This window comes from Paraburkholderia sp. J76 (genome assembly GCF_905220295.1).
Taxonomy (GTDB): domain Bacteria; phylum Pseudomonadota; class Gammaproteobacteria; order Burkholderiales; family Burkholderiaceae; genus Paraburkholderia.
Genome location: NZ_CAJMZJ010000004.1, coordinates 1 through 18,869 on the forward strand (window position 1 = coordinate 1; position 18,869 = coordinate 18,869).

The 18,869-nt window shown below is 64.0% G+C and carries 19 protein-coding genes; 7 read left to right on the top strand and 12 right to left on the bottom strand.

Annotated elements, in window-relative coordinates; genetic code table 11:
• Both U5768_RS09205 and U5768_RS09210 read left to right on the top strand, forming a co-directional pair.
• Positions 1–1,039, top strand: a 1,039-nt coding sequence (locus tag U5768_RS09205; RefSeq protein WP_322030078.1) for a TolC family protein, incomplete at its 5' end; no start/stop codon positions are given.
• Between the two features lie 144 nt (positions 1,040–1,183).
• Positions 1,184–2,092 carry a hypothetical protein gene (locus U5768_RS09210; RefSeq protein WP_322030079.1) on the top strand — a complete coding sequence of 303 codons (909 nt, stop codon included), beginning with the start codon at positions 1,184–1,186 and terminating at the stop codon, positions 2,090–2,092.
• A 315-nt stretch (positions 2,093–2,407) separates the two neighbouring features.
• On the opposite strand, the gene hpaI is transcribed toward U5768_RS09210, so the two are convergent.
• From hpaI to U5768_RS09245, 7 genes are read right to left on the bottom strand one after another with little or no spacing between them, the layout of a single operon-like run.
• A complete protein-coding gene (gene hpaI, locus U5768_RS09215; RefSeq protein ID WP_322030080.1) occupies positions 2,408–3,190 on the bottom strand; it encodes a 4-hydroxy-2-oxoheptanedioate aldolase in 783 nt (260 codons plus the stop codon).
• A gap of 16 nt (positions 3,191–3,206) precedes the next feature.
• Positions 3,207–4,010: a 2-oxo-hept-4-ene-1,7-dioate hydratase gene (gene hpaH / locus U5768_RS09220; RefSeq protein ID WP_322030081.1), complete on the bottom strand. Its 804-nt coding sequence runs from the start codon at positions 4,008–4,010 to the stop codon at positions 3,207–3,209.
• 17 nt (positions 4,011–4,027) lie between these two features.
• Positions 4,028–4,429 carry a 5-carboxymethyl-2-hydroxymuconate Delta-isomerase gene (locus U5768_RS09225; protein WP_322030082.1) on the bottom strand — a complete coding sequence of 134 codons (402 nt, stop codon included), beginning with the start codon at positions 4,427–4,429 and terminating at the stop codon, positions 4,028–4,030.
• 16 nt (positions 4,430–4,445) lie between these two features.
• Complete coding sequence (hpaD, locus tag U5768_RS09230; RefSeq protein WP_322030083.1) at positions 4,446–5,309, bottom strand: 3,4-dihydroxyphenylacetate 2,3-dioxygenase; 864 nt, start codon at positions 5,307–5,309, stop codon at positions 4,446–4,448.
• Positions 5,309–6,766 carry a 5-carboxymethyl-2-hydroxymuconate semialdehyde dehydrogenase gene (gene hpaE / locus U5768_RS09235; RefSeq protein ID WP_322030084.1) on the bottom strand — a complete coding sequence of 486 codons (1,458 nt, stop codon included), beginning with the start codon at positions 6,764–6,766 and terminating at the stop codon, positions 5,309–5,311. The genes hpaD and hpaE overlap by 1 nt, the downstream gene beginning before the upstream one ends.
• 34 nt (positions 6,767–6,800) lie before the next feature.
• Entirely contained in the window at positions 6,801–7,556 is a 756-nt protein-coding gene (locus U5768_RS09240; protein WP_322030085.1) for a fumarylacetoacetate hydrolase family protein, read from the bottom strand.
• A complete protein-coding gene (locus tag U5768_RS09245; protein WP_322030086.1) occupies positions 7,553–8,323 on the bottom strand; it encodes a fumarylacetoacetate hydrolase family protein in 771 nt (256 codons plus the stop codon). Before U5768_RS09245 ends, U5768_RS09240 begins: the two co-directional genes overlap by 4 nt.
• Before the next feature lie 193 nt (positions 8,324–8,516).
• Between U5768_RS09245 and hpaR the strand changes: the two genes are divergently transcribed.
• The gene (gene hpaR, locus U5768_RS09250) at positions 8,517–8,915 is read left to right on the top strand and encodes a homoprotocatechuate degradation operon regulator HpaR (protein WP_322030466.1); all 399 of its coding nucleotides are present in this window, start codon (positions 8,517–8,519) and stop codon (positions 8,913–8,915) included.
• Positions 8,916–8,993: 78 nt separating this feature from the next.
• Here the strand turns inward: hpaR and U5768_RS09255 are convergent, their stop codons facing one another.
• Positions 8,994–9,305 (bottom strand): thioredoxin family protein, encoded by a 312-nt coding sequence (locus U5768_RS09255; RefSeq protein WP_322030087.1) that lies wholly within the window; start codon positions 9,303–9,305, stop codon positions 8,994–8,996.
• 632 nt (positions 9,306–9,937) lie between these two features.
• On the opposite strand from U5768_RS09255, the gene U5768_RS09260 reads away from it, so the two are divergent.
• Positions 9,938–10,213 carry a hypothetical protein gene (locus U5768_RS09260; RefSeq protein ID WP_322030088.1) on the top strand — a complete coding sequence of 92 codons (276 nt, stop codon included), beginning with the start codon at positions 9,938–9,940 and terminating at the stop codon, positions 10,211–10,213.
• A 9-nt stretch (positions 10,214–10,222) separates the two neighbouring features.
• Here U5768_RS09260 and U5768_RS09265 read toward each other — a convergent pair whose 3' ends face one another.
• From U5768_RS09265 to U5768_RS09280, 4 genes are all read right to left on the bottom strand, one after another.
• A complete protein-coding gene (locus U5768_RS09265; RefSeq protein ID WP_322030089.1) occupies positions 10,223–11,494 on the bottom strand; it encodes a winged helix-turn-helix domain-containing protein in 1,272 nt (423 codons plus the stop codon).
• Positions 11,487–13,232, bottom strand: coding sequence for an FAD-dependent oxidoreductase (locus U5768_RS09270; RefSeq protein WP_322030090.1), 1,746 nt, complete (start codon positions 13,230–13,232; stop codon positions 11,487–11,489). The genes U5768_RS09265 and U5768_RS09270 overlap by 8 nt, the downstream gene beginning before the upstream one ends.
• 46 nt (positions 13,233–13,278) lie before the next feature.
• Positions 13,279–14,268, bottom strand: coding sequence for a DedA family protein/thiosulfate sulfurtransferase GlpE (locus tag U5768_RS09275; RefSeq protein ID WP_322030091.1), 990 nt, complete (start codon positions 14,266–14,268; stop codon positions 13,279–13,281).
• Between the two features lie 163 nt (positions 14,269–14,431).
• On the bottom strand, positions 14,432–14,677 hold the full coding sequence (locus U5768_RS09280; RefSeq protein ID WP_028207914.1) for a hypothetical protein: 246 nt from the start codon (positions 14,675–14,677) through the stop codon (positions 14,432–14,434).
• 980 nt (positions 14,678–15,657) lie between these two features.
• Here U5768_RS09280 and U5768_RS09285 point away from each other — a divergent pair.
• From U5768_RS09285 to U5768_RS09295, 3 genes are read left to right on the top strand one after another with little or no spacing between them, the layout of a single operon-like run.
• Positions 15,658–17,991 (top strand): type VI secretion system tip protein VgrG, encoded by a 2,334-nt coding sequence (locus tag U5768_RS09285; protein ID WP_322030467.1) that lies wholly within the window; start codon positions 15,658–15,660, stop codon positions 17,989–17,991.
• Complete coding sequence (locus tag U5768_RS09290) at positions 17,991–18,494, top strand: DUF4123 domain-containing protein (RefSeq protein WP_322030092.1); 504 nt, start codon at positions 17,991–17,993, stop codon at positions 18,492–18,494. The genes U5768_RS09285 and U5768_RS09290 overlap by 1 nt, the downstream gene beginning before the upstream one ends.
• Positions 18,481–18,825, top strand: a complete 345-nt coding sequence (locus tag U5768_RS09295; protein ID WP_322030093.1) for a hypothetical protein — start codon at positions 18,481–18,483, stop codon at positions 18,823–18,825. The genes U5768_RS09290 and U5768_RS09295 overlap by 14 nt, the downstream gene beginning before the upstream one ends.
• The last annotated feature ends 44 nt before the right edge of the window (positions 18,826–18,869 follow it).

Below are 18,869 nucleotides of genomic sequence, written 5' to 3' on the forward strand. Positions count from 1 at the left end.
CGTCAGCCTGAACTGGATGCTGTACGACTTTGGTGGCCGGGAGGCGGGACTCGCGAACGCGAACGCGCTGCTGGAAGCCGCGCGCGCGACGCAGGACGCCACACTGCAGGATTTTTTTGCATCTGCCGCTAAGGACTACTACGCAGCGCAGGCGGCGCTCGGCGAGTTGCAGGCCGCGCAGGACGTGGAAGCCATGACGCGCGAGGGCATGGTGGCGGCGCAGGCGCGCGCGGACAAGGGCGTGGCCCCCATTACCGACGCGCTGCAGGCGCAGACACAGCACGAACAGGCGGTGTTCAGCCTGACAAAGGCGCAGGGTGAGGCGCAGAAGGCGCTGGGCACGCTCGCCTCGGACATGAACCTGCCGCCCGATGTGCCGCTGGAGGTGCCCCCCGTGACAGCGGGCGCGATGACGGGAAAGGCGTTCAGCGAGCCGGTGGCGCAGATGATCCGCGAGGTGGAGGATGCGCATCCGTCGGTGCGGGCGGCGCGGGCGCAGTACGAGGCGGCGCAGGCGAAGGTGAGCCAGACGCGTGCGCAGGGGCTGCCGAACATCAGCCTGGTGGCGAAGTACAGCCAGAACAACCAGCCGCAGAGCCTGGGGCTGGGCCTGGCGACGTTTCCAGCGACGGGGCATGAGGCCTATATCGGCGTGCAGGTGAGCATTCCGCTGTTCGAGGGGTTCGGGCGGCATTACCAGATCGATCAGGCGAAGGCGCAGGCCGAGCGTCAGGCGGATGCGGTGGACGAGGCGAAGCAGAAGGTGGCGCTGGATGTGTGGACGAGCTACCAGACGCTGACCGGTGCGACGCAGAACGCGCAGAACAGCGCGAACCTGATCGACATTGCGCAGCGTTCATACGAGGCGGCGCGCCATCGGTATGACGCGGGCGTGGGGAACATTCTCGAACTGCTGAACACGCAGGCGGCGCTGGCCAGCGCGAAACAGCGGCGCGTTCAGGCACTCGCCGATTGGAATGACGCGAGAGTGGATCTGGCAGCGAAGCTGGGGACGTTGGGGCGGGAGGATTTGCCGTAACAGGAATTGGGGTGGCTCCAGATTAGCCAGGCCATAACCACGCAATTCAATTTGCAGTCCGGAAGTTCCATGGTGGCGGAGCTTCCTTAACAGGTCCGGACATTCGGGCCGCATTTCAACGCTCAACTTGATACAGGAGTATTCATGAGCACGTATAACGTTACGCAACCCAACGTCAAGGTCGCAATGGACAACGCGACGTTCGATGTACAGGCTGGCGCATCGCTCAACCTGACCGGATCGTGGGACACCGTTACGCTCGAGAACGGCACTCAAGGACTCACGATCAACGGCAACGACAACCAGGTCAATGCCGGCAGCATGCCTGCGACTACGGAGATCGACGTGTACGGCAGCGCCAACGCTGTCAACGTGGCATCCCTCGGCGCGTACGCTTCGGTCAACGACTACGGCGTCGGCGACACGTTTACGCTCGGCGCGGGTTACGGCCTCAATCCTAATGGTATGACTTCGTACTTCGACGAAGAAGGCACCAATGGAACCGTTTACGCGCTGCAAGGCGGCGTGTCTATCACTGCCGATGGCGCGGGCGGCACCTATTACGCCAACAACGACAGGTTCTGGCTGACCGGCGCCGTCACTTCGACGATCAGCGGCAACGGCAATGTCCTGTACGGCATGTCGAGCGGCAGCCAGCTCGTCAACCTGAGCGGCACGAACAACACTGTCGCGCTGAATTCGGCGATGCAGGTCGCCACGTCGGGAGGCACGGTGACGGACAACAACAACGTTCTCGTTCTGACCGGCAATATCGCGGCAAGCGGCGTGACGCTGACGGGCGGAGTGGCGTCGGTGCAGCTGGGTAATGGAAACGTGGCGACTTTGTCGGGCGTGGCGTCCGGCTCGCAGATCGAGTATGTCGATGCTTCGGGCCATGCGACGTGGACGACGCTGACGGATTCGGGTCTGAGCCCGGCTAATCAACTGACAGCGGCCATGGCTTCGTATTCGAATGGAGCCGCGGGTGCTTCGTACAGCACCGTCGGGCAGCCGGCTGTCGAGTCGTCGCTGTTCGCCTCCGCGCACCAGTAAGTATGTGATCAAAGCCGGCATGGAGTAAGTATGCCAACCGGCTTTGAAAAGGCGGCGTGCGGCGATGTAGTCTGCGCCGCCTTTATCGTGACGACCACGTGTAGGCATCGCCATAACCGGACGAAAAAAGCCGCCCATCGGTCATCAACCGTGTCGAAGCGGCGTTGAAGGAGCTTTGTCGCGATAAATTCGCAGCGGGCCGATGACGTGGGGCGTGCCGGTGAGCGTGCGGTGCGCTGCCTGACTAGAGGCCACGGCGTAGAAGCTCCGCCGCGACCGGCTTGCAATACCACGCTGGCGCCGAAAGACACAACGTCAACTGCGCGTCGCGGGCTGGCGGAATTTCGCGGCCAGTTCACTTGCGCCGCGTGCGAGCAGCGACACGTCGCTGCCCACGGCAACGAACGTTGCGCCCGCTTCGAGATATTCGTTCGCAATAACCGGATCGGCCGCGAGCACGCCCGCGCCCTTGCCTTGCGCGCGCACCGCGCGAATGCCGTTGCAGATCGCCTCGCGCACCTGCTGCGAGCCCGGTTGACCCAACAGGCCCATCGAAGCGCTCAAATCGGCGGGACCGAAGAACACGCCGTCCACTCCATCCACGTTTGCGATGGTCTCTAGCTGCGCGAGCGCGCTTGCCGTTTCCACCTGGACCAGCACGCACAGTTCTTCCGCGGCGTGATGCAGATAATCGGCCGAGCCGTTCCAGCGCGAGGCGCGCGCGAGCGCGCTGCCCACGCCGCGCACGCCATGCGGCGGATAGCGCGTTGCTGCGACGGCGGCACGTGCCTCGTCGGCGTTCTCGATCATCGGCACGAGCAGCGTCTGCGTGCCGATGTCGAGCAGTTGCTTGACGATGGCGGCGTCGTTGCGCACGGGGCGCACGATCGGGTGCGTGGGGTAGGGCGCAACAGCCTGCAGTTGTGCGAGCGTGCTGCGCAGATCGTTGGGCGCATGCTCGCCGTCGATCAGCAGCCAGTCGAAGCCCGTATTCGCGAGCAGTTCGGTCACGTAGGAATCGGCCAGCGCGGCCCACAGGCCGATTTGCGGGCGGCCTTGCGCCAGCGCGCGCTTGAACGGGTTGGCGGGAAAGGTCATTCGTATGGAATCCTGATCAGACGAAATTGAAGCCGATGCCGCCGAGCGGGCCGTAGTCGGCATGGAACGTATCGCCCGCGCGCGCGGGAATCGGAGCCGTGAACGAGCCGCTCAGTATCACGTCGCCGGCTTCGAGGCGCTCGTCGTGGCGCGCGATCTTGTTGGCGAGCCACGCGACGCCGGTGGCCGGATGGTTGAGCACGGCGGCGGCCAGCCCGCTTTCTTCCACGGCGCCGTTCTTGTAGAGCAGCGCCCCGACCCAGCGCAGGTCCACGTCGAGCGGCTTGACCGGCCTGCCGCCCAGCACGACGCCCGCGTTGGCGGCGAAGTCGGAAATCGTGTCGAACACCTTGCGCGGCGCCCTGGTGTCGCGGTCGAACTGCTCGATGCGCGCGTCGATGATCTCGATGGCCGGCGTAACGTACGCCGTTGCGTCGAGCACATCGAAGAGCGTCACATCAGGCCCTTGCAGCGGACGGTTCAGCACGAATGCCAGTTCCACTTCCACGCGCGGCGCGATGAAGCGGTCCGCGCGAATATCGCTGCCTGCCGGGATGAACATGCTATCCAGCAGCGGGGCGTAGTCGGGCTCGTCGATCTGCGACGAGCGCTGCATGGCGCGCGAGGTGAGGCCAATCTTGCGGCCCTTGATCGTGTGGCCCGCGGCGAGCTTGAGTTTGACCCATGCTCGCTGGATCGCGTAACCGTCGTCTACCGTCATGTCCGGATGCGAGCGCGAAAAATGCCGCAGTTGCGTGCGCGTGCGCTCCGCCTCGTCGAGTTGCGCGGCCAGTTCGCAGATGGTTTGCTGATCTAGCATCGTGAATTCCAGTGCGCTCAGGTTTCGAGCCGCGCGTGCAGGTTGTTGTGTTTCCACGCGCCTTCCTCGCTGAACTCGACGATTTCAAGCGAGAGCGCGAGGCCGTGTGACGCGAAGGCTTGTTCGAAGTGCTGCTTGATCGCGTTAAAGAGTGCGTCGCCGGTCGCCCGGCGTACCGCTTGCGAGCGGCCCGCGCCGATCTTCAGGCAGCCATGCAGGAAGGCATTGCCGGGATTGCCATCGGCAACGAAGTACTGATCGCAGCGCAGCGCGCGCGTGCGAATGCCGCCGAGCGGGTACACGCGCGCGCCGTTTTCGTCGCGTTGCGCATCGAGCACGCGAGCCAATGATTCGCATAACTGAGCGATGCTGTTCGCATCTGCGAGATTCGCGCTGTATTCGAGCGTGAGATGGGGCATCCCTGGCTCCGTTTGGTTAAGCCGGCAGCGGCGTGACGGGCAATATGGCGTTGATCTGGCCGGTGCCGGAACTGCCGAAATACGGCGTGACGACTTCGGCGCGGCCTTCGTAGCGATCCCAGCCGAGCGCGCCGAGCACCATGGCGGTGTCGTGCATGCCGCCTTCGCCCCAGCACTTCTCGTTGTACATCGGCAGCATGGCGCAGAAGGTTTTCCAGTCGCCGCGCTCCCACATCGCCACCACGTTGCGATCGGTCGCTTCGAGGAACGGGTCCCATACCTTGTGCATGAATTGCTCGGCCGTGCCGTTGTTCGCGAAGTGGTGGCTGAGCGAGCCGCTCGCGAGTATCGCCACCGTGCCGTCGTAGCGCTCCTCGATCGCGCGGCGCACGGCGAGGCCGAAGCGCGCACTCGTGGCCAGGTCGTGCCACATGCACCAGCCCGCCACCGAAACCGCGCGGAAATGCTCGTCGCCGTTCATATAGCGCATGGGCACGAGCGTGCCGTATTCGAGGTCGAGCGTCGTTTCGCTGTGCGCGCGCGTCTTCACGCCCAATTCGTTCGCCACGTCGGCGATCAAATGACCGAGCTGCGGATTGCCAGGGTACGCATACGGCATGTTCTTGATGAAGTGCGGCAACTCGTTGCTCGTGTAGACACCCTCGAAGCGAGGCGCACAGTTGATGTGATACTCGCTGTTCACGAGCCAGTGCACGTCGAACACGACGATCGTATCGACGCCCAGTTCGCGGCAGCGTCGACCGATTTCGCGGTGACCGTCAATGGCGGCCTGGCGACAGCCTTTATGCGGGCCATCCAGTTCCGAGAGATACAGCGAAGGTACGTGCGTAACCTTCGCGGCGAGCGCGAGTTTGCCCATTACACGCCCCAATGAGGAATGTGATGCGAGCCGAGCGAAACACACACGTTCTTCGGCTCGAGAAACACTTCGTAGCTCCACGTGCCGCCTTCGCGGCCCACGCCCGAAGCCTTCGTGCCGCCGAACGGCTGGCGCAGGTCGCGCACGTTCTGGCTGTTCACGAAGCACATGCCCGCTTCGACGGCGGCGGCCACGCGCAGCGCGCGGCCCGTGTTCTCGGTCCACACGTAGCTGGAGAGGCCATAGGCGATGTCGTTGGAAAGGCGGATCGCGTCCGCTTCGTCTTCGAAGGGAATCAGGCACGCAACCGGCCCGAAGATCTCTTCCTGCGCAATGCGCATGCGGTTGTCGACATCGACGAAAACAGTTGGCTGAACGAAATTACCCTTCTTGACGGCGTCCGGCAGCGAGGGCGCATCGAGACCGCCGCACGCGAGAGTCGCGCCTTCCTTCGGCCCCAGTTCAATATAGCTGCGCACCTTCGCGAGATGCCCCTGACTGATCATCGGGCCGACGATGGTTTTTTCGTCGAGCGGATCGCCTACGCTGATGCGTTTCGCGCGCTCGATAAAGCGCTGCGCGAACTTCGCGTAGATCGAGCGTTGCACGAGAATGCGCGAGCCTGCCGTGCAGCGTTCGCCGTTGTTCGAGAAGATCATGAACACGGCGGCGTCTAGCGCGCGTTCGAAATCGGCGTCGTCGAAAATCACGAACGGCGATTTGCCGCCCAGTTCCATCGAGAACTTCTTGAGGCCCGCGGCCTGCACGATGCGGTTGCCCGTAGCCGTCGATCCCGTGAACGACACCGCGCGCACGTCGGGATGCGCGACGAGCGGCTCGCCCGCTTCCTTGCCATAGCCGTGCACGATATTGAGCACGCCCGCCGGAATGCCCGCGTCGAGCGCGAGCTGGCCGAGCATCGAAGCCGTGAGCGGCGATAGCTCGCTCATCTTCAGCACGGCGGTATTGCCGAACGCGAGGCACGGCGCGACCTTCCACGTGGCGGTCATGAACGGCACGTTCCATGGCGAGATCAGTGCGCACACGCCGACAGGATGAAACAACGTGTAGTTCAGATGCGTGGAGGTGGGATACGTGTGGCCGTCCACGGCGGTACAGACTTCGGCGAAGTAGCTGAAGTTGTCGGCGGCACGCGGCACGAGTTGCTTGCCGGTTTGCGAAATGGTTTGACCCGTATCCCTCGTTTCCGTTTGCGCGATTTCGGGAACATTCTTCGCGATCAGTTCGCCGAGCTTGCGAATGACCTTCGCGCGCTCGGCGGCGGGCTTCGCGGCCCATGCGGGGAAGGCGTTTTTCGCGGCGCGCACCGCGAGTTCGACCTCCGCCGCGCCGCCACGCGCGACTTCCGCTAGCACGTCCTGGTTTGCCGGATTCACGGTTTCGAAGTAGTCGCGCCCGGTGTGCGCGCGACCGTCGATGAGATGTTCGATTCGCATAGCTAACGTTTTCCGTGTTCGATTCGTTGCCGGGTCAGCGCCCGTAGTCGGCATCGCTCGCGATGGTGTTGACGAGACGGCCCAGACCGTCGATCTCGCATACCACTTCGTCGCCCGCATTCACGTTGACGACGCCTTCGGGCGTGCCGGTCAGGATGACGTCGCCGGGTGCGAGCGTCATGAAGCCGCTCAGATACTCGATGAGTTCCGCGATGCCGGTGACGAAATCGCGCGTGTTGCCGCTTTGCTTTAGCTCGCCGTTGACGTAAGTGCGCAGGCCGAGCGTGTTGACGTCTGCAATATCGGCGGCGTCGACGAACCAGGGGCCCAGCACCGTGCCGCCGTCGCGGTTCTTCACGCGCAGGTTAGGGCGATAGTAATTCTCCAGATAGTCGCGTATCGCGTAGTCGTTCGCGATGGTGTAGCCGGCCACGTACTGCATGGCTTCCTCGCGCTTCACGTTCTGCGCGGTGCGGCCGATCACGACGGCAAGCTCGCACTCGTAATGCATGAACGTGACGTCGGCGGGGCGGCGCGTGGTGCCGCGATGGCCGATCACGCTGCCCGGACCTTTGAGGAATACGAGCGGTTCTTCCTGCTTCGAGAACTGCAACTCCTTCGCGTGCTCAGCGTAATTGAGCCCGAGCGCGAAGATCGTGCCGGGTTCGAACGGCGCGAGCCACACGACCTCGTACTCTTCGCGCACGCGGCCATCGGCGAGGCGCACGCGCTTTCCTTCGGGCATGGCTTCGTGAATCGCGCCTGCGTAGGCAACGCGTCCGCGCATCATGCTGGTTCTCCCTGCGCCGGGCCTGCCGCGACGAATTCGATGCCGAGCGGCGCCCAGTCGCCGATGGCGATCGTTGCGCGCGCACCGGCCTGCACCACGGGCGCGCCATGGGGAACGCCGAGCGTGATGACGTCGCCTGGGGCGAGCGTCATGAAGTCGGTGACATCGGCGAGCAACTGGGCGACACCGCGAACGCTCCTGGCCGTTGTTGCGTTGAAAGCGGCGCCGCCCTCGACATTTACCGCGATGGCAAGCTGATCGGGATCGGCCACATGACGGCGCGCGACCACGGCGGGGCCGATCACGCAGAAGTTGTCGCGCGCGCGAAACCGCACCGAGGGACGATAGACGCTCGCATGCGGCACGCTCAGATCGGCCACGAGCGTATAACCCGCAATGTAATCCAACGCTTCCTGCGCGGCGACGCGTGCAGCGGTGCGCCCGATCACGACGCCGAGCGACGCGCCCACCTGCACGCCATCGCCGCCGGGTACGATCACGCGCGCACGGTGCCCGGCGTGGGTATTGCGCGGCTTCAGGTAGAGAATGGGCGCGCGCGGCGGCGCTTTGTAAGGGGCCGCGTTCACGGCGTCGCCCAGCGCTTCGAGCGCGTGGCGGTCGTTGAGCAGCGTGCCGTAGATAGCGCCGCTCACGGGAGCCCGGCAGCGCGCACCCGCGGCGAGCAGCGCGCGCACGTCAGCGGCGCTTACGTCGCGCGGCAACGCCTCGCCTTCGACGTGCAGCAGATGATCGGCAACGGAAAACATGGCTTGGATTCGCTTCACGGAAACACTAATATGTGAGTGATAGTGCGCTTGCTATGATCCGTCGTCAATCGCCGATGGGAATTTTTCGGGTTTCCCCTGGGGCGCGCTCCTTCCTCGAATTCCTCGTTTAGCTCAAACCGTCATGTCCGATACTTCGCGTCCGACCACTCGCGTTGCGCATCGCAACCTGCCCATGCTGCTGCTGCGCGCGCGCGAAAAAATGATGGAGCGCTTTCGTCCGCTCATCACGTCGCACGGCCTCACCGAACAGCAGTGGCGCGTGATACGCGCGCTCAATGAAGGCGGCCCGCTCGAACCGCGGCAGATTTCCGACTTGTGCACGATATCGAGCCCGAGCATGGCGGGCGTGCTCGCGCGCATGGAGGCGCTCGGCCTCGTGACGAAGGAGCGTTTCGCCGACGACCAGCGGCGCGTGCTCGTCTCGCTCACGAAGAAAAGCCACCAGCTTGTGAAAGCGATATCGAAGGAACTGGAGGCGCGCTACAAGGCGCTGGAAGCGGAGGTGGGGCCGGAGGTGGTCGAGCGCGTGTATCGCGCGATCGACGATCTGCTGGCGGGGCTCGAGGAGTAAGCGCCGGCGTGCAAAGGTGAGGCTTTTCGGGAGCGGTCCGCGCGGATAGTTCGGACCGCGTAAGAGGACCTGGCGCGACTACGAGAGCGCGGCGAATGCCGCGTCGAGTTCGGCGGCGTTCTGTGGACGCACCACGCGTGCGACCTCCACGCCGTCGCGCAGAAAGACGAGCGTGGGCCAGAGCTTCACGCGAAACGAGCGGCCCAGCGGGCGGCCCGGTCCGTCTTCCACCTTCAGGCGGCGGACCTGCGGATTACGCTCGAACGCCGCGCCTATCAAGGGTTGCGCGCCCTGGCAGTAGCCGCACCAGTCGGTGCCGAACTCGACGACGGCGGCCCCGCTGAGCGAGTCGATTTCCTTGCGGGCGGGCGCATTCGTTGCGTAGCTCATCGTGTGATTCCTCGCGTTGGCATCTGCGGACAATTCCATACGATACCGCATCGCGCGTCGTCGTTCAGGCCTCGCTCTTTTTGGCATGCAGATGAAGATTCGCACGAGAGGTGAGCCTTTTCGGGAGTGAGTAGGGCGGCGCTCGTTCACGCACCTTGAACAGCGTTGCGCGAGCACGTAGTTCGTGCAGCTACGTGAAAAAGTACCTTGAAAACAAGGGAAAAACGCGAAATCAGCGTGCGATGCGGTGAGTGCGGCACGCTCCGCAGACGCACTCGAAGCCGCGTGAATCCGTACTCCAAAGCACAAAGGTGAGCGTTTGCGGGAGAGGCGGGTACGCCGGCTTCGGGACGTTGCGAAGCGCGCCGCGGCTTGCGCCGATTCGGCGGGGAAAAACCACTTTAGCCTTGATTTCAAGGCATTTTCTTGCCGCCGCGAGCAACGCGGCGGCAAGCCGTCGCGCCCGCGATCGCTGTGCGCAGGCGGCAAAGGTGAGAAGATTCGGGAGCGCGCTTTGCGGTGCCTCTCGCGCCACGGGGCCTCGAATGGACGCCTGCGCGCGATGGGTATATAACATTGAAAAAGTGCGGAATTCTTCTGACTACTGCTCACCAAGGGAGATCGACATCATCATGACGAGCGACAACACGCAAAAGCAGGACGCTCAAAAGCCTGGCGCCGGTTCATCGCAACCGGATCTGGAAAGTCTGAACGCCGCCTTCAGTCACGTCGACGAAGGCGTGAGGTCCGGCAAGCTCGCGGCGGGCGCGGCCAAGGGCCTCGTATTCAGTCTTGTCGAAACGCTGGGCGCGCTGGTGGGCGACCCCGACCTGCCGCAGCACGCGCGTTCGGGCTACGAAGGATTGCTCGAAGCCGCGCGCGAACTGCGTGCCAAGCTGGAGCACTAATCGGCACGCTCACGCAGCCAGCAGGGCGGCCGCAAGGCCGTCCGGCGCCGTGCCGATGCGTAGCTCCGGCGTGCCGTGCCAGTGCGCGCAACGCTGCAGCGCCCGGCGCAAGTCGGCCACCAGACGGCCGCTCGCGCGCACGCCGGGCTCCAGATGCAGCGACTTCACCTCGAACACCTGCTGCGCGCGATGCGCCTTGGCGTCGATACGCCCGACAAGCCGCCCCCGATTCAAGATCGGCAGTACGAAGTAACCGTACCTGCGCTTCGCAGCCGGCACATAGCACTCCATGGCGTAGTCGAAATCGAATAGCGCCAGCGCGCGCTTGCGATCCCACACCACCGGATCGAAGGGCGAGAGCAGGGTCGTGACCGTGGAGGCGAGCTTGCCGCTCACCGCTTCCTCGACGAGCGCGGCGTGCTCGCGATGCACGAACGCATCGTGTTTCCAGCCTTCCACGCGCACCGGCAGCAACTCGCCCGCGTCGGCGAGCGCGTGCAGCGCGTCGGCATACGGGCGGCGCGGCAGGCGGAAGTAGTCGGCGGCCCAGTCCGCGCGGATCACGCCGAGCGCGCGGCAGGAGCGCAACAGCAGTTCGCGTTCGGCTTGCGCGCGCGGCGGCAGGTCGCGCGCGTCGTTCCAGTGCGGCAGCACGCGCTCGGCCACGTCGTACACGCGCTGGAAGTTGTGCCGCTGTGCCACCATCAGCGCGCCGGTTGCGAACAGCACTTCCAGATGCCGCTTCTCCGGCTTCCAGTCCCACCAGCCGCTGCCCTTGTTGCCTTCCGCGCGCGCAAAGTCGGCGGAACGCACGGCGCCGCCGGCGCGAATGCGCTCCAGAAGTGCGTCGATTTCGTCGCGGTATTGGGCGTGCCAGTCGGCCGCGTATTTCCAGCCCATGCCCGAAGGATCGAGCATGCGGTGGCGCATCAGCCCGTAGTCCTCGATCGGCAGAAAGCAGGCCTCGTGCGCCCAGTATTCAAACAGCCGCCCTTGCGCGAGATGGGCGTCGAGCCAGGCCGGCTCGAACGCGCCAATGCGGCTGAACAGCACGAAATAAGGACTGCGCGCGACCACATGAATCGTGTCGATCTGCAACTGCGCCATGCGGCGGATCGCGTCGAGCACGTCGTCTTGCGTGGCCTTGCGGCGCGGCGGCGCGAGCAGCCCCTGCGCCGCGAGGTGCAGCGTGCGCGCCGCCGTGAGCGGCAGCGTCAGCGAAGAAGAACGGACTTCGGCAACCGTAGGCGCTTGCGCAGCGTCCTCGCCGCGCTCACGCATGGACGCCCGCAGCCACCGTCACCGGCCGCAGCGCAGCCAGCCGTTGATGGATCTGCGCGACGACGGCCGCGCCTTCGCCCACCGCCGCGGCCACGCGCTTGGTCGAGCCCGCACGCGCGTCGCCGATCGCATAGATGCCTTCTACCGACGTCGCGAGGCTGCACGATTCGTTGTCGCCCGTCAGCACGAAGCCGTGCGGGTCGAGCTTCACGCCGCACTCGCGCAGCCAGCCCGTGTTCGGATCGGCGCCCGTGAAGAGGAACAGATGGCGCGAATCGAAATGGTCGATGCCTTCCGGACACGGCGTCTTCAGACGCACCGACGCGAGGCCGCTGCCGTCTTCACCGAGGCCGCCGATTTCGCTGTGTCCATGCACGCGCACGTTCGCGAGCGACGAGACCCGGTCGATCAGATAGCGCGACATCGTCGATTCGAAACCGGCCTTGCGGATCAGCACGTCGATCTGCCGCGCATGCGTGGAGAGATAAACGATGGCCTGCCCCGCGGAATTGCCGCCGCCCACGAGCACGACGTTCTCGTGCTTGCAGAGCTTCGCCTCGACCGGCGAGGCCCAGTAGTAGATGCCGCGCCCCGTATAGCGGTCGATGCCTTCGATGGCGGGCTTGCGGTAGACGGCGCCGCTCGCGATGACCACGGTATGCGCGCGCACGTCGCCGCTGCAGGTTTCGAGCCGGCGCGGTTCTTCATCGCAGTAGAGCTTGCGCACCGACACGGGAATCGCCACGTGCGCGCCGAACTTCTGCGCCTGCACGAATGCGCGGCCCGCGAGCGCCTGGCCCGAGATGCCGGTGGGAAAGCCAAGATAGTTTTCGATGCGCGAGCTGGCGCCCGCCTGGCCGCCCGGCGCGCGCGCATCGAGCACGATGACCGAAAGGCCTTCGGAGGCCGCGTACACCGCGGTAGCGAGACCGGCCGGCCCCGCGCCCACCACGCAAACGTCATAGACACGCTGGCCGTCGAGTTCGGGCAGGATGCCGAGGCACGTAGCCAGTTCGGGCGCGCTGGGATGGCGCAGCACCGAGCCGTCGGGGCAGATCACGAGCGGCAGGTCCTCGCAGCGCGCGGCGAAACGCTCGATGACGCAGAGCATGCTTTCGTCGCGCTCGTCGAGCACCGAATACGGATGGCCGTTGCGCGAGAGGAAGCCTTGCAGCGAAACGAGAGCGGGATCGTTGTGCTTGCCCACGAGAATCGGGCCGCCCGCGCCTTTTTCGATCAGCGAGACGCGGCGCAGGATCAGCGCGCGCACGATGCGCTCGCCGAGTTCGGCTTCGGCGACTATGGCCGCGCGCAGTTGCTCGGGCGGAATCAGGATCGCTTCGACGGGTTCGAGCGCCACGCCGTCCACGAGCGCCGGGCCGCCCGAAAGCTGGCCCACTTCGGCGAGGAAATGGCCGCGCCCATGCTCGACGATCAGCCGCTCGCGGCCGAGTCCGTCGCGCTGGAACACCTTGACCGAACCGGAGAGCAGCACGAACATGCCGGGGCCGGTTTCGCCCGTGCGAAAGAGCAGTTCGCCCGCCGCCCAGTGGCGTTGCTCGCCGAAGCGCGCGAGGCGCGCGATTTCGTCGTCGGAAAGCTCGGGAAACATCTGGTGACGCCGCGTGGAAAGCGACGAGAACGGCGCTTCGGCGGGTTGCGGCTGCGTGTCGGAGTGGCGGCTCGCGGAAGGAAGGTCCGCGGATTCGGGAACCTCGGCTTCGGTGATCGTGCCCATCTGGCGGTTCTCCTCGTGCGGACGGCTCGGGAGCGGGCCGCCCGGATCAGACAGCTTTCGGCGTGATGTTGACGGTGACTTCGGCGTGGGCGTGCACCTGGAGCGACTCGAGCGTGCGGCCGGCGTCGCGCCACGCGTCGAGGCCGCCGAGGAGCGGCACCACGTCGGTAAAACCGGCCTCGACGAGTTTCTTCGCCATCCAGGCCGCGGAAATTTCATTGGGGCACGAGCAGTAGATCACGAGCTTCTGGTCGTTCGGATACTTGCCGACGATCTCGTCGAGCCTGCGCTCGTCGGCGAATAACGCGCCCGGAATGATGTACGGATCGAGCTTGCGCTTTTCTTCCGAGCGAATGTCGAATACCACGGGCGGCGGCTTGCCGGCCATCGCGTTGTAGAGGTCGTCCACCGTGATGCGCGCGTTCGCGAGCTTCTTGAGAAGCTGGCGCCGGCGCTGCCAGCGGTAGGCGCAGTAAAGGAACAGCAGCACGACCAGCACGACGAGGGCGAGACGGCCGAGGCGGCTCGCGCCGCTCATCAGCATGTCGATCTGCGGGGCGAATATCACGCCGATGAGCAGGCCGGTGCCGGACCACAGCGCCGCGCCGATCCCGTCGAAGCCGAGGAACTGTCGGTAGGGCACGCCCATGGCGCCCGCCATCGGCACGGAAACCAGCGACAGCCCCGGCACGAACTTGGCGACGGCGAGCACGCGCACGCCCCAGCGGCCGAAAAAGCGCTCGGTCTTTTTTACGCAGGTGTCGCGCGAGAGCGAGAGCTTGCAGAGCGTCTTGAGCGTGTTGCCGCCGTAGAGGCGCCCGGCCAGGAACCATACGCTGTCGCCCGTCAGCATGGCGACAATGGCGAGCCCGAGCACCGGCGCGACCTGCTGTCCGATCGAACCGGGATGCATGGCCGCCATCGCGCCGAACAACACGAGCGCGGGCATCGCGGGCACGGGCAGCCCGAGCGACCCGGCGAGCACATTGATGAACACCAGCGCAGGCCCGTATTGCGCAATGAGGTCATGTAGCATCGGCTTACTTCCGTTGCGCGTTTAAGCGAGGAAGGGGGAAAGACAGGAGGGTAACGTAAAGATTATGGACGCATTTCGAAGCCGTGCAAGCGTCCCCGCTATGAGCGTGAAAATGCCTGCCAGTGGGCAGGCATGGTGAAAAAAGCGCCGGATTGAAAAGCGCTTAGCGCGTGTGTGATTCCCCGGGCAGCTCGGCGCCTTGGGCGCGAATTGCCGCGATCAGCTCGGCCGGCGTGATTTCGTAACGCACTTCGCGATGGATGCCCGGCTTGCGCTCGTCGACTTCGACCAGCAAGAGGCTTTTGCCGTCGGCCGCCGATTCGAGGCGCAGTGAACGCAGTTCGCGTCCGGTCGCGTCGTCATGCTCGGTGAGCAGGGTCATGTTTCCGGAAGACCCGGTCGTGCGCATTGATATTGTCCTCGTGCGTTGGGTGTTCGAACCATTGTACGGGGTCGGCTGCGCGGCGTGTTTATGCAAGTGAGCGCCGACACACACAGCGAGATCGCCATGCCGCGACCCTGGCCAGCCAGTTTAACGCGACTCGCCGCCGCCAAGCCCGTTTTTGCGCGCGCTGCAACGGGCCATGCGAAATGCGTTGCGCGTTGCACCGCTGTCATGGTTGCGAAGTAAAGCGATGCCAGGCGCCGGCGCATGCAGCAGAAAAAACGGCTCACCCAGGCAGGCCGGGTGAGCCGTTGAAACGCCGTTGTTACTCGGGTCAGCCAACCGGGGTACGGCCTGCTGACGGTTTTCATGGTGCCGCCCGGGCCCCGCACTGTCGAGATGGGACTAACGCCGATCTCTCAGACCAATTGGACGCTACGGGGAAGAGAGGGACGGCTTCGTTGAGCGCGTCGGCCTGTTCGGCGAGGCGCTGCGCCGTGGCGGCGGCCTGCTCGAGAAGGCCCGTCAACTGTGGCACTGGTGATCCGGTTCAGAATTCGAAGTTCACGTGCCGATTTTCCCTAACGACTACACGCGATGAGCTGGTGCAGTACATCGTTACGCCTGGAGCCCAAGCCTACGATGTTGCCGAGCAGACCGCGAAGCTCAAGGCGCGCATCCGGGACACTTGACTCGCGCTTGTGCACCGCCGGGAGCGGGGCGCGAATTCGCCCGTTGCCGCCGCGCTGTGTACCTGGATGAACTCAGTGTGACTCGCTGTCACTTCATCCGGGGCACGACGTCCTCAAGACGAGTCATCGTTGGGTGATTGCTTCGTTATGAAATTGATTCAAGTGACTTGCGGGCTGGCGCGCCGCCGTTGTTGTGCATCAAGCTTTTCGGTGTTTGTGTAACCGGCGCTGCCTCATATGCCCTACTTTCCCGGTGGTGGCAATGGGCGGATGCCTGAAACACTATCCGCCAGTCTGAAACAGGGAGAAGGCATGGCGGCGTTCGATCCATTGTGGCCCGGTATCACGGGCCGTCAGGCGTATCACCTGCAAGTTCCCGGAACGGCCAGCGCATCGGAACTGTCGGTCGTGTCGTTCACGGCCACCGAGGCGATGGGTGAGCCGACCACTGTGATGATCGAGGCAACGCACCCCGAACGGTTGCCCCGTGAGGAATATCTGAATCTCGACGCCGTTTTCACCGTCACGGCGGAAGACGGGAGCCTGAAGAGGTTCTCAGGCTACCTCGAACGCGTCTCGGTCATCCAGAAGACGCACGACCTTACGAAGCATCAGTTTGTCCTCAAGTCGCGTTTCGGACGGCTGGCGGCAGTCACCACGACCCAAACCTATCAGCGTCAGTCGGCACCCGACATTATCCGGGCCGTGCTGCGCCGCCACGGCATCAAGGATCATCAGATGGCGTTCCGCCTGCGGCGTCAGTATCCGGTGCATGCGTGGCGCTTCCAGCACCAGATGACCGATCTGGCCTATGTCCAGATGCTGATGCAGAAAGAGGGCATCTACTCCTTTATCCAGGAATCTGAGTACGGCGATCAGGTCGTATTCGCGGATGACATCGACCATTATCTCTACGACGAACCGCAGCGCCGGGTGCGCTACCGTGAGGCAGCGGGGCTGGAAGCGGGGGGCGTGGAGGCGGTCACGGCACTGAAGACCCACGCGGAGACGGTGCCGCAGTCGTACCTGGTTGCCGACTACAACCCGGAATCGGCCTGGGAGAGATTTAGAGACAGCGCCAACCTCGCTCCGCAGGACCCGACGACGTATGGGCAGCCGTATGTCTATGGAACCCATCACCTCGACCAGACCGGGGCAAAGTGGGAAGCGCAGCTTCGCCACGAGGCGGCACTTGCACGGCAGATCATCTACGAGGGCGAGAGTAACGTACTGGCGTTGCAGTGCGCAAGCGTGCTCGAGACGGATCTTGTCCTGCCCGATGCACCCAAAGGCCAGGTCGCGATCGAGGTCAGGCACAGCGGTGCGCGCGACCAGCCCTATACGAACCGCTTCAGGGCCATTCCCGCTGACCGGCGTTTCCGGCTCCAGCTCAAACCGGAAACCTGGGCTCGTATCCCGGGCACACTCAGCGCGCGGATTTGCAGTCCTGACAAATACACCTATGGCTATCTGAACTCTGTCGGATATTACGTAGTCCGTCTGGATGCTGACTTCGGCATCTGGCCGAAGGGTGGCGAGAGTGTGCCGCTGCGCCTGGCCAAGCCCTTCGCGGGCAAGTTGCAGACCGGTATGCACTTCGTCGCGCTGGACAACGATGAGGCGGTAATCCGATTTCGAGATGGGGACCCTGACAAGCCGGAAATTTGCGGGTTTCATCACCACAGCCAGGCACGCGACCTCATCACGAATGACCGGCGCTGGCTCTCGCGCAACATGATCCGCACGCAGAGCAATAACAAACTGCGATTCGAGGATTGGGCGGGCCAGGAAGGGGCAAAACTTAGCACGGAACACTCGGGCAAATCGCAACTGAATCTCGGTTATCTGGTTAACAACAAACTCGAATACCGGGGTGAGGGCTACGAACTGAGGTCCTCGGGCTGGGGGGCACTTCGCGCAGGCAAGGGCGTCATGGTCACGACCTACGACCGGCCCGCTGCGAGCGGCAAGCAGCTCGACATGCAGGAGACCATCGCCGAGCTTGAGAGCGCACTGGCGACCGCGAAGGCGCTGGCCGGGTCTGCAACGAGCGCGAAGGCGGAACCTGCCGACACGGACGCGCACCAGCAGATGAAGGAGGATCTGGACGGCCTGAAGAAGCCTGGGCTGCTCATGAGCACGCCAGCCTCGGCGGGCATCGTGGCGGGTGGGGGTATCCAGTACGCAGCGCAGGAGAATATCAGCACGGTGGCCGGGAAGAATGCCGACTGGAGCGTGCTGAAACGCTGGACCGTCGCGGGGGGTGAAAAGATTTCACTGTTTGTGCAGAAAGCTGGCATCAAGATTTTTGCGGCGAAAGGCCCGGTCGAGGTGCAAGCGCAGAGCGACGCCATGTCGTTGATCGCAGACAAGGACTTGAGCGCTGCGAGCGTCGACGGCAAGGTCAAAATATCGGCCGCAAAGGAAATCATTCTGGAGTGCGGCGGCGCGTTTATCCAGATGAAGGACGGCAGTATTACCCTGGGCGGCTCTGGCGATCTGTTCCTCAAGACCATTACCGTGCAGAAGCAGAGCAAGGCGTCCATGTACGGCGTCACGCCATGGTCAGTACTCCCGCAGCCGTCTATCTGTCTCGAATGCATGATCCACGCCGCCGAAAGCGGCGCATCTATCCTGGAGCGTTGATGACTCCCGCATCTGTCAATGAGCAACTTCGCAAATACCGCAGATTCCACTACAGCGGCCACGTCCTGGCACTCGTTGACGGTCTCCAGTATCAGCAGCACACCGGCCAGCAACTTACGTCCGAAGATGACGTGGTGGTTTCACTATTCGCGGGCACGAAAGAGATTGCGCTCGCGCACGCGGGACCGTGGTTGATTGACCTGAAGGCAGCGCGCGATCGTATCGCAGACCTTGGAGAACTGGAGCAGGTCCGCCCCGGTGTGATCTGGCTAATTACCTCAGAGAGTCTGGAAAGGCAGGCCGAAAAGCTACGCCCGCACCTGGATATCCGGTTGCCTGACAGACGCTCTGCACTGCTGCGTTTCTGGGATCCCAGGGTGTTGCATGCGCTGAATGCGATATGCCAGGACAAGGCCAGCCGCGCGCTATTCAGGACCGCTCACGCATGGCAATACCTCAACGAAGGACAACGGTTCACGATTAACGACAATGCAACTCACTGATGAGCAATGGAAACTGCTGAAAGTCTATGAAGACCGTAACTACGTGGACTCTATCCGTGGGCATATCGTGCGCGATTACCCCACACTGGCCGACGACCCGACCTTGCGTGAACGGCTCAACGCAGCCTATGCAGAGACGAAACAGTTAGGCTTTACGCATGATGTACCGATAGGCGATTTCCTCTACATGGAGGCGAGCGAACCGGCCTTTTACAAAATGCCGGTTGTAGCTGCTTGGTTGAATAAACCGGGAGTCCCCGCCGAACAGCGCTTTGAAATGCTGCTTCAGGTAACACGAAGGAAACAACAGGACATGAAGGAGAAGCACTGATGGTCGGTATATTTCCACCGGGGCTTGGCGCGGCAGGGCAGGCG